The 13,727-nt window shown below is 59.5% G+C and carries 12 protein-coding genes; 3 read left to right on the plus strand and 9 right to left on the minus strand.

All coding sequences use genetic code 11. The features are described from left to right. Window positions 1-117: 117 nt before the first annotated feature. From kdpC to kdpF, 4 genes are all read right to left on the minus strand, one after another. Window positions 118-663, minus strand: coding sequence for a potassium-transporting ATPase subunit KdpC (kdpC, locus tag JN524_RS04620; protein ID WP_003226848.1), 546 nt, complete (start codon window positions 661-663; stop codon window positions 118-120). A gap of 228 nt (window positions 664-891) precedes the next feature. Next, a complete protein-coding gene (gene kdpB, locus JN524_RS04625; RefSeq protein WP_202368658.1) occupies window positions 892-2,955 on the minus strand; it encodes a potassium-transporting ATPase subunit KdpB in 2,064 nt (687 codons plus the stop codon). 10 nt (window positions 2,956-2,965) lie between these two features. Continuing rightward, entirely contained in the window at window positions 2,966-4,660 is a 1,695-nt protein-coding gene (gene kdpA / locus JN524_RS04630) for a potassium-transporting ATPase subunit KdpA (protein WP_202368659.1), read from the minus strand. An 8-nt stretch (window positions 4,661-4,668) separates the two neighbouring features. Further along, window positions 4,669-4,758 (minus strand): K(+)-transporting ATPase subunit F, encoded by a 90-nt coding sequence (kdpF, locus tag JN524_RS04635; RefSeq protein ID WP_007963673.1) that lies wholly within the window; start codon window positions 4,756-4,758, stop codon window positions 4,669-4,671. Between the two features lie 425 nt (window positions 4,759-5,183). Between kdpF and eat the strand changes: the two genes are divergently transcribed. From eat to JN524_RS04650, 3 genes are all read left to right on the plus strand, one after another. Beyond that, the gene (gene eat, locus JN524_RS04640) at window positions 5,184-6,548 is read left to right on the plus strand and encodes an ethanolamine permease (RefSeq protein ID WP_202368660.1); all 1,365 of its coding nucleotides are present in this window, start codon (window positions 5,184-5,186) and stop codon (window positions 6,546-6,548) included. A gap of 221 nt (window positions 6,549-6,769) precedes the next feature. Then, window positions 6,770-6,937, plus strand: a complete 168-nt coding sequence (locus JN524_RS04645; RefSeq protein WP_003226857.1) for a DUF2897 family protein — start codon at window positions 6,770-6,772, stop codon at window positions 6,935-6,937. 157 nt (window positions 6,938-7,094) lie between these two features. Further along, window positions 7,095-7,652 (plus strand): TetR/AcrR family transcriptional regulator, encoded by a 558-nt coding sequence (locus JN524_RS04650; RefSeq protein ID WP_202368661.1) that lies wholly within the window; start codon window positions 7,095-7,097, stop codon window positions 7,650-7,652. Here JN524_RS04650 and fabF read toward each other — a convergent pair. The 5 genes from fabF to JN524_RS04675 all read right to left on the minus strand — a co-directional run bounded on the left by fabF (window position 7,649) and on the right by JN524_RS04675 (window position 13,505). Further along, window positions 7,649-8,923, minus strand: a complete 1,275-nt coding sequence (gene fabF, locus JN524_RS04655) for a beta-ketoacyl-ACP synthase II (RefSeq protein WP_202368662.1) — start codon at window positions 8,921-8,923, stop codon at window positions 7,649-7,651. The two genes, JN524_RS04650 and fabF, sit on opposite strands and share 4 nt — an antisense overlap. Window positions 8,924-8,940: 17 nt before the next feature. Continuing rightward, window positions 8,941-9,738 carry an SDR family NAD(P)-dependent oxidoreductase gene (locus JN524_RS04660; protein WP_202368663.1) on the minus strand — a complete coding sequence of 266 codons (798 nt, stop codon included), beginning with the start codon at window positions 9,736-9,738 and terminating at the stop codon, window positions 8,941-8,943. 212 nt (window positions 9,739-9,950) lie between these two features. Then, on the minus strand, window positions 9,951-10,286 hold the full coding sequence (locus JN524_RS04665; RefSeq protein ID WP_202368664.1) for a ComEA family DNA-binding protein: 336 nt from the start codon (window positions 10,284-10,286) through the stop codon (window positions 9,951-9,953). Between the two features lie 110 nt (window positions 10,287-10,396). Beyond that, the gene (locus tag JN524_RS04670) at window positions 10,397-12,391 is read right to left on the minus strand and encodes a polysaccharide biosynthesis protein (protein ID WP_202368665.1); all 1,995 of its coding nucleotides are present in this window, start codon (window positions 12,389-12,391) and stop codon (window positions 10,397-10,399) included. An 85-nt stretch (window positions 12,392-12,476) separates the two neighbouring features. Continuing rightward, complete coding sequence (locus tag JN524_RS04675; protein ID WP_202368666.1) at window positions 12,477-13,505, minus strand: MraY family glycosyltransferase; 1,029 nt, start codon at window positions 13,503-13,505, stop codon at window positions 12,477-12,479. Window positions 13,506-13,727 lie beyond the last annotated feature (222 nt).

Below are 13,727 nucleotides of genomic sequence, written 5' to 3' on the forward strand. Positions count from 1 at the left end.
TCTTCCTGATAGTTATGCGGTGTTCTCTTGGCCCTCTTCGCGAGCAAGCTCGCTCCCACATTTGGAACGCGTATTCCTGTGGGAGCGAGCCTGCTCGCGAATGGCCGCGCCGCCGAATTACAGCTTTTCCAGCGCCATGTTCAATTCCAGCACATTCACCACCGGCGGCCCCACCAGCGGCTGTTCGATGTGCGCATCGAGCAGTTGCTGCAAGGTCGATACCGGCAGGTTGCGCGCTTGCGCGACACGCGCCAGTTGATAGGCAATTGCCGCCGGTGGCAAGTGCGGATCGAGGCCGCTGCCGGAGGTGGTCAGCAACGCCAAGGGCACCGGCCCCTGGCCGGGCACCTGCAACTTGTTGGCGTCGTCGATCACCCGGGTGGCCAGCGCCGGATTGCTCGGCGCCAGGTTGCTGGCGCTGCTCGATACGGTAGCAAACGCGCCCGCCGAAGGACGCGGATGGAACCACGCATCACCGACGAAATCCTGGGCGATCAGCGACGAGCCGCGCACTTTGCCGTCGGCATCGTGCACCAGGCTGCCGTTGGCCTGTTCAGGGAAAGCGACCTGCGCAACGCCGGTCACCACCAGTGGATAGGCCACGCCGGTGATCAGGGTCATCAGCACCAGCAGGCTCAGGGCCGGACGTATCATTGTGGACATTGCAAAATCCTCGAATTCGTTGGGCAAACTTTTGCGGGGTACCAGGGAGATCTTTTCCCCCTCACCCCAGCCCTCTCCCCCAAGGGGGCGAGGAGAAAGGGAGCCGATCTCTGCGCTTTTCCAGACCTGAGTTCGGCTCGCTATCCCAGGTCGGTACGCCTCTTACAAACACCTCGATCAGTCCCCTCTCCCTCCGGGAGAGGGTTAGGGTGAGGGGCTCTTCCCACCTCAAACCAAATGCAAAGCCGTGAGCAGCATGTCGATCGCCTTGATCCCCACGAACGGCACCAGAATCCCGCCCAGTCCGTAGATCAGCAGGTTGCGCCGCAGCAGTGCCGCGGCACTCGCTGCCTGCACGCGCACGCCACGCAGTGCCAGTGGAATCAGCACCACGATGATCAGGGCGTTGAAGACGATGGCCGAGAGGATCGCGCTCTGCGGACTGGTCAAGTGCATGATGTTCAGCACGCCCAGTTGCGGATAGATCGCGGCGAACAGCGCCGGCAGAATCGCGAAGTATTTGGCCACGTCGTTGGCGATGGAAAACGTCGTCAGCGCACCACGGGTCACCAGCAATTCCTTGCCGATCTGCACCACGTCCAGCAGCTTGGTCGGGTCGCTGTCGAGGTCGACCATGTTGGCTGCTTCGCGTGCGGCTTGCGTGCCGTCGTTCATCGCCATGCCGACGTCAGCCTGGGCCAGCGCCGGGGCGTCGTTGGCGCCGTCGCCGCACATGGCGACCAGACGACCGTCGTTCTGCTCAAGGCGGATACGCGCCAGCTTTTTCTCCGGGGTGGCTTCGGCGAGCACGTCATCGACGCCCGCTTCAGCCGCGATGGCCGCCGCGGTCAGAGGGTTGTCGCCGGTGACCATCACGGTGCGAATCCCGAGTTTGCGCAGCTCGGCGAAACGCTCGCGAATGCCTGGCTTGACCACGTCCTTCAAGTGAATCGCACCCAGCAGCTTGCCGTCGGCGCAGACCAGCAACGGCGTACCGCCACTCTGCGCAATCTTGTCGATTTCCCGCGACAGCGCCGGGGCCAGATCCGAGCGTTGTTGACCGAGGAACGACAGCAGCGAATCGACTGCGCCCTTGCGGTACACGCGGCCCTGATAGTCGACACCGGACAAGCGGGTTTCCGCACTGAACGGCACGGCAGTCAACGTATCCAGCGCCGGCTCGGTTTGCGGGTGCAGACCGCGCAGGTACTCGACGATCGATTTGCCTTCGGCCGTTTCGTCCGCCAGCGAAGCGAACAACGCGCCTTCGGCCAACTCGCGACCATTCACGCCTGGCGCGGCATACACCGCGCTGCAACGGCGGTTACCGAAGGTGATGGTGCCGGTCTTGTCCAGCAGCAACACATGCACGTCACCGGCCGCTTCCACGGCGCGCCCGGATTTGGCGATCACGTTCAGCCGCACCAGACGATCCATCCCGGCAATACCGATGGCGGACAACAGGCCACCGATGGTGGTCGGAATCAGCGTGACCAGCAGCGCCACCAGGAACACCAGCGGCAGGCTGCCGTTGGCGAAGTGGGCGAACGGCTGCAGGGTCACCACCACCAGCAGGAAGATCAGGGTCAGGCCGATCAGCAGGATATCCAGCGCGACTTCGTTCGGGGTCTTCTGGCGTTTGGCGCCTTCGACCAACGCGATCATGCGGTCGAGGGTCGACTCACCGGGGTTGGCGGTGATCTTTATCAACAACCAGTCGGACACCAGGCGCGTGTTGCCGGTGACCGCCGAGCGATCGCCGCCGGACTCGCGAATCACCGGCGCCGATTCACCGGTGATCGCCGCTTCGTTGACCGCGGCAATACCTTCGATGACTTCGCCGTCACCGGGGATCATTTCCCCGGCTTCGACGCGCACCACGTCACCTTTGCGCAGACTGGCGGCAGGCACCACCTGAAAGCTGCCGTTGGCCAGTTTGCGCCGCGCGCTGAGGCCTTCGCTGCCAGCCTTGAGGCTGTCGGCGCGGGCCTTGCCGCGACCTTCGGCCAAGGCTTCGGCGAAGTTGGCGAACAGCACGGTGAACCACAACCACAGAGCAATCTGCGCGGCGACGAAAGTCGGCACGATGTTGTCCGGGATGAAGCACAGCACGGTGGTGAAAATCGCCGTCAGTTCGACCACCAGCATCACGGGCGAACGCACCAGCTGGCGCGGGTCGAGCTTGACGAAGGCTTGCACCAGCGCCGGACGCCACAGGGCCGAGATCGCGGTTTTCGGTGCTTCTGCCGACTTCGTCGGCACCGCAGGTTTTGCAGGAACATGCATATTCATGATCGATTCCTTAGAAGCCCATGCTCAAGTGTTCAGCAATCGGACCGAGCGCCAGAGTCGGCAGGAAGGTCAGGCCGCCCACCAGCAAAATGGTCACGGTCAACAGGGTCACGAACAGCGGGCCGTGGGTCGGAAAGCTGTTCTGGCCGATCGGTGCGGTTTTCTTCATCGCCAGGCTGCCGGCCAGGGCCAGTACCGGCAGGATGTAACCGAAGCGGCCGATCAACATGCCCAGACCGAGCATCAGGTTGTGGAACGGCGTGTTGGCGCTCAGGCCGCCGAACGCCGAACCGTTGTTCGCGCTGGCCGAGGTGTAGGCATAGAGCAACTGGCTGAAACCGTGCGGGCCGGGGTTGCTGATGGTCGCCGCCGGGCCAGGCAGAGCCGCCGCGATGGCGCCGAGTACCAGCACGCCAATCGGCATGACCAACAGAGTCACGACCAGCAATTGCACTTCCCGCGCCTGCAGTTTCTTGCCGAGGTATTCCGGGGTGCGGCCAATCATCAGGCCGGCGAGGAACACCGCGATCAGCACGTTGAGCAACATGCCGTAGAGCCCGGCGCCGACGCCGCCGAAGATCACTTCGCCGACCATCATGTTGACCAGCGCGACCATGCCGCTAAGCGGGTTGAGGCTGTCGTGCATGCCGTTGACCGAACCGTTCGACGCTGCGGTGGTGGTCACCGACCACAGCACGGTGGCGGTGGTACCGAAGCGTGCTTCCTTGCCTTCCAGTGGCGCGGTCTGTTCGACAGCAGCATTGTTCAGCGCCGGGTTGGGCTGATATTCGGCCCACAGCGAAGTCGCGCCGCCGATCAGGAACAGTGCGAGCATGCAGGCGATGATCGCGCGGCTCTGACGTTGGTCTTTCACGTAATGACCGAAGGTGAACACCAGCGCTACCGGAATCAGAATGATCGACGCGAGTTCGAACAGGTTGCTCCACGCGGTCGGGTTCTCGAACGGATGCGCCGAGTTGACACCGAAGAAGCCACCGCCGTTGGTGCCCAGTTGCTTGATCGCAATCTGGCTGGCCGCCGGGCCGAGCGGGATCACTTGATCGACACCCTGCATGGTGACGGCATTGACGTATTGCGCGAAAGTCTGCGGCACGCCCTGCCAGACGAGGTACAGCGCCAGCAGCAGGCACAGCGGCAGCAGGCCGTAGAGGGTGGCGCGGGTCATGTCGACCCAGAAGTTGCCAAGGGTCTTGGTCGACTTGCGACCGATGCCACGGCACAACGCGACCAGCACGGCGAGACCGGTGGCGGCACTGACGAAGTTCTGCACGGTGAGACCGACCATCTGGCTCAGGTAGCTGAGGGTCGCTTCACCGCTGTAGGACTGCCAGTTGGTGTTGGTCATGAAACTGACCGCGGTGTTGAACGCCTGAGTCCATTCCTGGCCCGGCAGGTTTTGCGGGTTCAGCGGCAGGTGATCCTGGAACAACAGGATCGCGAACAGCAGCAGGAAACCGGCGAGGTTGAACGCGAGCAAGGCCAGCGTGTACTTCTGCCAGCTCTGCTCAGCCTGCGGATCCACCCCGGCAATCCGATAGCAACCGCGCTCGACCGGGCCGAGAACCGGCGTCAGCCAGGTGCGCTGACCTTCCATCACCTTGTAGTAAAAGCGCCCGAGGAACGGCGCCGGCAGCAAGACCACCGCAAAAAACGCGAGGATCAGCCAATAGTCATAACTGTGCATAGCCGCTCCTAGTTCCGATCCGCGCGCAACAGCGCAACCAACAGATAAATGAACAGCCCGGCTGCCAACAGCAGGGACACCCCGTCCAGAACGCTCATGGAAGATCTCCGTGTTACGGCGTATTGCCGCGTGTGGAGGCATTGTCGGAAAGGAGGCTGTAAAGGAACGAGACCGAGGGTGTTGGCTGGGCATAAAGAAAGCGTAAAGAGTGGTTTTATGCTGGCGTTACAGCGGGGTTTTGCAGCGTCAGGTCGGGCCTCATCGCGGGCAAGCCCGGCTCCCACAGTTTTGCGTGGTCCACAGAGTTTGATTCCAACGCTAAACCTGTGGGAGCGGGCTTGCCCGCGATGACGGCAGCGCAAACGACATCGCACCCAACTGGCGCACGAAAATGTGCCCATCCGGTAATGAACATCTTGGAAAACGACAGCTTTCAGCCTATTGCGACCTGATTCACAGGACTGGCACGCCCACTGCACACGCCCTCCCCCGAGCTTTCCACACCGTTCCCGGGAGCATGCGCATGAACACACAACTCAAACCCACACTGGGCACCTTGCACCTGTGGGGCATCGCCGTCGGGCTGGTGATTTCCGGCGAGTACTTCGGCTGGAGTTACGGCTGGGGCGTCGCCGGCACCCTGGGTTTTCTGGTGACCTCGTTCATGGTCGCGACCATGTACACCTGCTTCATTTTCAGCTTCACCGAACTGACCACGGCGATTCCCCATGCCGGCGGGCCGTTCGCTTACAGCCGTCGTGCGTTCGGTGAGAAAGGCGGGCTGATCGCCGGGCTGGCCACGCTGATCGAATTCGTCTTCGCACCACCGGCTATTGCTTTGGCAATTGGCGCTTATCTGAATGTGCAGTTTCCGGCACTTGACCCGAAACACGCGGCAGTCGGCGCCTACATCGTCTTTATGGGGTTAAACATCCTCGGGGTCAAACTGGCCGCGACGTTTGAACTGATCGTCTGCGTGCTGGCGGTGATCGAATTGCTGGTGTTCATGGGCGTGGTCGCGCCAGCGTTCAGCTTCAGCAGTTTTGCGTTGAACGGCTGGGCCGGCTCCGATGTGTTCGGGCCGCCAGCGATTGCCGGGATGTTCGCCGCGATTCCATTTGCGATCTGGTTTTTCCTCGCCATCGAAGGCGCGGCGATGGCTGCCGAAGAAGCCAAGGATCCCAAACGCACGATCCCCAAGGCCTACATCAGCGGGATCCTGACCCTGGTGTTGCTGGCGATGGGCGTGATGTTCTTTGCGGGCGGCGTCGGTGACTGGCGCACCCTGGCGAATATCAACGACCCGCTGCCGCAGGCGATGAAGACCGTGGTCGGCGACAACTCCGGCTGGTTGCACATGCTGGTGTGGATCGGTCTGTTCGGTCTGGTGGCGAGTTTCCACGGGATCATCCTCGGCTACTCGCGACAGTTCTTTGCCCTCGCCCGCGCCGGCTACTTGCCGGCATCGCTGGCGAAACTCTCGCGCTTCCAGACCCCGCACCGGGCGATCATCGCCGGCGGCATCATCGGCATCGCCGCGATCTACAGCGACGGCCTGATCAACCTCGGCGGCATGACCCTCACCGCGGCGATGATCACCATGGCCGTGTTCGGCGCGATCGTGATGTACATCATGAGCATGCTCAGTCTGTTCAAATTGCGCAAATCCGCACCCAATCTCGAGCGGACTTTCCGTGCTCCATGCTATCCGCTGATCCCGCTGATCGCACTGGTGCTGGCGGTGGTGTGCCTGATCGCCATGGCCTGGTTCAACGCGCTGATCGGGCTGATTTTCCTTGGCTTCATGGCTGTCGGCTTCGGCTACTTCCTGCTGACCGGGCAGTTGCGCGCCGATGCGCCGGCCGATGCGATGCTGACGGGGCGATAACGCATCATGCAGGAGCTGCCGAAGGCTGCGATCTTTTGATCTTGTTTTTGAAAAAGCAAAGTCAAAAGATCGCAGCCTTCGGCAGCTCCTACAGGGAATTAAGGTGCGGCTTGGATATCAGGCCTAGAATGGAACCACTGCGAAGTCATTTCGCTCATAAGTGGTATGCAGCGTCGCTGGTGAAACCCTCGCCCGCCGAGCTGCCATTAAGGAGAGCCGTTATGCCCTGGTATGCCTGGTTGATTCTGGTCGTTGCAATCGGCTCGATCGTTGGCGGATTGATGATGCTGCGCGACACCGCCAACAAGGTTGAACTGACCGATGAAGAACGCAAACGCGTTGCACAGCGCAACGCCGAAGCGGATATCAAGGACGCGCAGGATCGCTGAACGAAAAACCCCGCCGGATCAGGCGGGGTTGTTTTTTGTGGAGAGTATTACTCCAAGGATCGTGTTGGACTCAGCTGCACGCTTTTAAGAAGTAGAAGTACAGTCACCATGTCATTCACCTTGGTTAAGATGGTGGTCTTGTTGCGGAGAGTTCCACATGCGTTACTCGCAAGATCATAAAGCTCAAACCCATCAGCGGATCATCAAGGAAGCCTCGGCGCGATTTCGCAAAGACGGCATTGGTGCTACCGGTCTGCAACCCCTGATGAAAGCACTGGGACTGACCCACGGCGGCTTTTATTCGCACTTCAAATCCAAGGACGAACTGGTCGAAAAAGCCTTGCAGGAGGCGAGCAATCAAGTCGATGGCCTGTGCGCCGAAATCTTTTCCAAGGAACAGCCGCTGCAGGCGTTTATCGACACCTACCTGTCCGAATGGCATCAGACCTCCCCGCACGAAGGCTGTCCGCTGCCGACGATCTCTTCAGAACTGGGCCTGCGCGGGCAGCCGAGCCTGACCAGTGATGCGGTACTCAATGCCCGACTGAATCAAATCGAAGGCACCCTTGAGGGCGACAACAGCGCCGACCGGGCCATCGTCATCATGTCGACGCTGGTCGGCGCGCTCTTGCTGTCACGCAGTGTCGCTGACGCCGAGCTTGCCCAGCGCATCCTCGACGTCACGCGCGATCACCTCAAGCAATCGCAGGACTAAACCTGCCAGCGCTTGAACAGTACACTGGCGTTCACCCCGCCAAAACCGAATCCGTTGGACAGGGCATACTCGATCGGCACAGACCGCGCCTGACCGTGAACGATATCTACCCCCACACTCGCAGGATCCGGATTGTCGAAGTTGAGCGTCGGCGGGACTACCTGATCGCGGATGGCCAATAAAGTGAAGATCGCCTCAAGCCCGCCAGCAGCGCCGAGCAAATGCCCGGTGGCGGATTTGGTCGACGTCACGGCGATTTTATTCTCCGAACCGAACAGCGCCTTGATCGCTGCCAACTCACCAAGATCACCCACCGGCGTCGAGGTCGCGTGTGCATTGAGATGCTGCACCTGCTTCGGCGCAACCCCCGCCTGAGCCAGCGCCAACTGCATCGCCCGTCTTGCACCGCTACCGTCTTCCGGCCCGGCGGTGAGGTGATAGGCATCGGCAGTGGTGCCGTAACCGACCAGCTCAGCCAAAGGTTGCGCACCACGTGCCAGCGCATGCTCCAGCGATTCGATGACCAGCAGGCCGGCGCCCTCACCCATCACGAAGCCATCGCGACCACTATCAAATGGTCGTGAGGCACGTTCGGGGGTGTCGTTGTAACCGCTGGATAGCGCTCGCGCTGCGGCAAAACCGGCCAGGCTGACCCGATCGATGCAGGCTTCCGCCCCGCCACAAACCGCGATATCCGCTTCACCGGCACGAATCATCCGTGCAGCATCGCCAATCGCCTGGACCCCGGCCGCACAAGCAGTCACCGGTGCGCCGAGCGGGCCCTTCAAAGCGTGCTGGATCGACACATGTCCGGCCGCCAGATTGACCAGAAACGATGGGATGGTGAACGGCGACAGACGACGCGGGCCACGACTGTCGGTGGTGCGTACGGCGTCGGCTATTGCACCGAACCCGCCAACACCGGAGCCGATGATCGTCGCGGTGCGCTCCTGATCCTCGGCCTCGGACGGCTGCCATCCGGCTTGCGCCAACGCCTGGCGCGCCGCTTCCATGGCGAACAGGATGAAGCGATCCATCTTCTTTTGCTCTTTGGGTGGCGTAGCAAGGTCCGGATCGAAACCGGCCTCGATGTCCTCCGCCGCCGTTGGCACCATACCGGCGACCCGGGTCGGCAGATCCGCGCTCACCGCGTCCGGCAAATTGCGCAAGCCCGAGCGCCCGGCGAGCAAGCGCTGCCAGACCCTCTCGACGTCACTCCCCAAAGGAGAAACCAGACCCATACCGGTGACAACAATTCGACGCTGACTCATACCGCAGTTACCTCTGATCAATTTTTGTAGCGTTCAGCCGCCGAACTGCGCGACAGATTCGGTGCCATGACATGTCGTGCACGCACAAAGGCCTGCCATTCACCCTCATCCGGCAACGAAGGGATGGTAATCAACTCGCCCTGATCCAGACCGGCGAGCGCCGCGTCGACCATCTCGCCGGCTTCCATCACCATCTCCGCCGGTATGCCACTGGCGTCGATGCCGGAACGCTCCCAGATTTCGGTGCGGGTAACGCCAGGCAACACCGCTTGCACCTTCACGCCAGTGCCTTCGAGCTCGGCGTTGAGCGATTGAGTCAGGCTCAACACATAGGCTTTACTCGCACTGTAGGTCGCGTTGAAACGCTCCGGAAACAGCGCCACCACTGACGCGATGTTGATGATCGTGCCGCGTCCGGCCTTGGCGAAACTGGCAGCAGCGGCTGAGGCCAGCAACGTAACGGCGGTGACGTTCAACTGGATCAGACGCTCCAGTTGCTCGGCGTCGGAATTGGCCAGCAAACCATCGGCTGCGACCCCCGCGTTATTCACCAACAGGGTGATGCTCGAATCACTGCGCAGGCGTTGCTGGAGTTTGAGGACATCGTCCTTTTGCGTCAGGTCGGCTTTTAGCACTTCGACCTGAACGCCATGGGCGTCTCGCAACTGGCTCGCAGCACTTTCCAGGCGGTCTTTGTCACGCGCAACCAACAGCAGATCAAAACCACGCGCCGCCAGTCGCTGCGCGTAGATGGCACCGATACCGGACGATGCGCCGGTCACCAGAGCAGTACCTTGGGATTGTGCGGAATTCATGAGAGCGCTCCTGAAACATATTGGGAGATAGGCCTCCAACGCTCGCTTGCCTGGAGGTGACGGAAATTATTATAGGCATAATCCAAAGACAATATGATACCCATAATTTTTAGCTCACCGACAAACGCGACGCCGCTCTCTCTGCCGCATCTCTACCACCAGAAAGCAGAAAGGCCGGTCAATGACCGGCCCCTTGGCGTTGAATAATCAGCTTAGTTCACTTCCAGCTTGTCGCGGTTGCGATCGAGGATTGCCTTGCCGATGCCCTTCACTTCCAGCAGCTCATCCACCGAGGCAAATGGCCCATTAGCATCACGATACGCAACAATGGCTTTGGCCTTCGCCTCGCCTACCCCGGACAACTGTTTTTGCAGAGTCATCGCATCCGCACCGTTGAGATCGACTTTTTCACTGGAAGACGTCGTCACGGTGTCGCTCACCATCGTTGCGCCATCCGTGTTCGGGACAACGGCGGGTGCCGCCACCACAGCGATTGAAGCACTGGTGAGCAAAGCGAAAACCAGGGAGTAGAAAAAACCGTTACGCATAAATGACGCTCCATCATCGTTTGAGAAAGCAGCTTTTCCGAAGCTGCTCTCCAAACTTAGGCGATGGTTGGCGGGTGTCAAAAATGCGTCTATTACAGGATGTGAAACAATCAGGGTTCGAGGCGGCGTTGTTGATAGATCCAGTCGACTATTTCGCCGTCAGGGGTATAACCGCTGACAGTCTCTCGCAGCAACTGACGGACTCGTGAGTAATCATCCTTTTCGACCGCCACGAGCAATTCGTGCAGGCGAGCCTTGAGTACGTCCCAGGGAAGATGATCCTCGTTGGCGGTCATGATCATCGGATGGGGAGTTGCTGCCACGTTGTCGCCGATCAACAGCTCCTCGTAGAGCTTTTCACCTGGCCGCAAGCCAGTGAACTCGATGGAAATATCGCCCTGCGGGTTGCGCTCGGAGCGAATGCTCAAGCCCGACAGGTGGATCATTTTTTCTGCCAGCTCGACAATCCTGACCGGTTCCCCCATGTCCAGCACGAAGACATCACCGCCCTGCCCCATGGATCCGGCCTGAATCACCAGCTGCGCAGCTTCCGGAATCGTCATGAAGTAGCGGGTGATCTTGGGGTGCGTGACCGTCAGTGGGCCGCCTGATTTGATCTGGCTGTGAAACAGCGGGATTACCGAACCCGACGAACCCAGCACATTGCCGAAACGGACCATGGTGAAGCGGGTTTTATTGACTCGGGACACGTTTGATTTGTCACCAAACAATACCGGCGCTATCTCACGGCTCAAGGCCTGCAACGTCAACTCGGCCAACCGCTTGGTACTGCCCATGACGTTCGTGGGCCGCACTGCTTTATCGGTGGAGATCAGAACAAAGTTCGCAACACCGGACTGCAGGGCAGCCTGAGCAGTATTGAGCGTACCGATGACATTGTTCAGCACGCCCTCGGCAATGTTGTGCTCGACCATCGGCACGTGTTTGTACGCCGCTGCGTGGTAAACCGTATCGACTTTCCAGGTTTTCATCACATCGAGGAGTTTGTCCTGATGGCGAATTGAGCCGAGTATCGGCAACAACCGTACTGATACTGATTCCCTGTTACCGCGCTGCTCGAGCTCCGAAAGAATGCTGTAGAGATTGAACTCGCTGTGTTCGAACAGAATCAGCGTGGTCGGACCCAGGGCAAAAATCTGCCTGCACAACTCCGAGCCGATGGACCCGCCAGCGCCAGTTACCATCACTACCCGGCCCTTGATACACCGGGCTAGCAGGTCAGGTTGAGCCGGAACCGAGTCACGCCCCAGCAAGTCGGCAATATCGACCTCCTGAATGTCTTCCACCCGCACCCGTCCGCTGGCCAGATCGGTAAAGTTGGGAACACTGCGAACATGGAGCGGAAACCCTTCGAGCAGATTGAGGATTTCTCGGCGACGAGCCCGGGTTGATGATGGTAGCGCCAAGAGGATTTCCTGAGCGCCCGTAACGTCGATCATTTGCTGGATGTGCTTGGGCTTGTACACCTGAAGGCCGGAGATGGAGCGATCTGCAATACTCGCGTCATCGTCGATAAATGCAACCGGCCGCATGACCCGTCCCATGCGTAAAGCGGCAACCAGTTGATTGCCGGCTACCCCCGCACCGTAAATGGCGACCTTGGTCAGTCCGTCTTCGCGGCTGGTGAATGGCACATGCTGCGCGGCCGTGAACCAGTCGCCCATGAAGTACTGACGCATACAAAGGCGCAATCCGCCAATGATGACCAGACTTAGCCACCAATAGTTGAAAATAATGGAGCGCGGAACCACTGCCTCATGGTTGCTGTACCAATACACCACCAGCGCCAGGATCAGCGAGGAAAGACTGACCGCCTTGACGATCGCAATCAGCGCATCGTTACCAAAGTAGCGCATGACGGCACGGTACATGCCGAAACGGATGAAAAGCGGAATTGCGATGATCGGTGCACTGACGAACAGCCAGAAATGCGCCCTTAACGGGTTGTACATATCGTCGATGCCGAGGCGGACGATAAATGCGAGCCAGAGAGACGCCCAGACCAGAAACACATCTGTGGCAACTTGAATCAGTCGTTTTTGCCTGCGTGGCAAACCCAGCAAAAAGGCGCGTAATTTATCCATAAACCTCAACCGACCTGCGCGTACTCTGCTAAATCCGCAATCATTGTACGTAATATTTTGACACCCTACCGATTTTGTCTATCAATCACCGGACAACGGTTTTGACTTCGAGTTCTCCTGCATGAAACTTCACCGCGAGGACCAGCAACGGAAGGTATGCAATTATCAGCCCCAATCCACCGTCCACCCTACCGGCTACTACGCAAAACGCTATGGGCAACAGCCACAGCACATTGATCAAGGCAACGGCTGCTGTCACCGGCAGATGTCGCCCATATCGACGTGACGCATACTGATAAGCGTGACTTCTATGAGCCTCGTACACTTTGTCGCCGCGCAACAACCGTCGAAGCAACGTGAACGTGGCATCAACAATGAACACGCCCAGCAAAATAAGCCAAACCCAGAGGAAATCCGGATTTATCGACATTGCCTGCAATGACAGGACACCCAGGATCACACCCAGAAATCCGCTTCCCGCATCGCCCATGAAAATTTTTGCTGGTGGAAAATTCCACAGCAGAAAGCCCAGAACCGCCATGCTCAGCAGAAAAGGTGCCCAACTAAGACCTGGCTGCCCGCTTGACCAATACAGGACACAAACAGAACCACAGACGCTGATTGCTTCTACACTCGCCAGTCCATCGATCCCATCCATGAAGTTGTACAGATTCAACATCCATACCAGATAGAACAGCGCGAAGAAATGACCAACCCAGCCAAGGTCGAAGCGCAATCCGAACACCTCCACCGGTGCCAGCCCGCCGATCCAGCCCAGCACCCAGAGCGCCGCACCAAAGTGCCCGAGCAGGCGCCAGCGAGCGGCAATATGCCCGTGATCATCCATAAACCCGATCAGGGCTACCAACCCGCCCGCACCGGCAGCACCGAGAAAAAAATGCAGATCTATGACATCCGTCAACCACATCGTCAGCAGACCACATAAAAACGTCACAACGATCGATACGCCACCGCCACGCGGTGTAGGAATCGTGTGGGAGCTGCGATCATTGGGTACGTCGAGCATGCTGCGCGCAAGAGCATATCGGCGAAGGCCTGCGGTCATTGCGAATGAAAAAATGCAGATTGCGGGCATGAGCCACCAGAAAATCATTGAGTACATCACTCCGAAGTAAAAACGCTCGAACGCACTACCGACCCGCCGTCCAAGCGCGAGGGTGAAGCGATAAAAATTTCTCCCGACGCTCCACTATCGCCAATTGATGCGTATAAAGCAGGCCCAACCGGAAAAAATAGCCAAGGATACACGACTAATTGTTCGCTGAACGAACGGCCACGGTTCGATGCAAGTCGTAGCCAGCGGGCTTCCTTGTCG

Source organism: Pseudomonas sp. MWU318, assembly GCF_016756945.1.
GTDB classification, from domain to species: domain Bacteria; phylum Pseudomonadota; class Gammaproteobacteria; order Pseudomonadales; family Pseudomonadaceae; genus Aquipseudomonas; species Aquipseudomonas putida_A.

Coding starts and splice junctions, on each gene's coding strand:
- JN524_RS04650 (WP_202368661.1), top strand. CDS start 7,095: ATGCGTTACTCGCAAGATCATAAAGCTCAAACCCATCAGCGGATCATC.
- JN524_RS04670 (WP_202368665.1), bottom strand. CDS start 12,391: ATGGATAAATTACGCGCCTTTTTGCTGGGTTTGCCACGCAGGCAAAAA.
- JN524_RS04645 (WP_003226857.1), top strand. CDS start 6,770: ATGCCCTGGTATGCCTGGTTGATTCTGGTCGTTGCAATCGGCTCGATC.
- eat (WP_202368660.1), top strand. CDS start 5,184: ATGAACACACAACTCAAACCCACACTGGGCACCTTGCACCTGTGGGGC.
- kdpB (WP_202368658.1), bottom strand. CDS start 2,955: ATGAATATGCATGTTCCTGCAAAACCTGCGGTGCCGACGAAGTCGGCA.
- JN524_RS04665 (WP_202368664.1), bottom strand. CDS start 10,286: ATGCGTAACGGTTTTTTCTACTCCCTGGTTTTCGCTTTGCTCACCAGT.
- JN524_RS04660 (WP_202368663.1), bottom strand. CDS start 9,738: ATGAATTCCGCACAATCCCAAGGTACTGCTCTGGTGACCGGCGCATCG.
- kdpC (WP_003226848.1), bottom strand. CDS start 663: ATGTCCACAATGATACGTCCGGCCCTGAGCCTGCTGGTGCTGATGACC.
- fabF (WP_202368662.1), bottom strand. CDS start 8,923: ATGAGTCAGCGTCGAATTGTTGTCACCGGTATGGGTCTGGTTTCTCCT.
- kdpF (WP_007963673.1), bottom strand. CDS start 4,758: ATGAGCGTTCTGGACGGGGTGTCCCTGCTGTTGGCAGCCGGGCTGTTC.
- JN524_RS04675 (WP_202368666.1), bottom strand. CDS start 13,505: ATGATTTTCTGGTGGCTCATGCCCGCAATCTGCATTTTTTCATTCGCA.
- kdpA (WP_202368659.1), bottom strand. CDS start 4,660: ATGCACAGTTATGACTATTGGCTGATCCTCGCGTTTTTTGCGGTGGTC.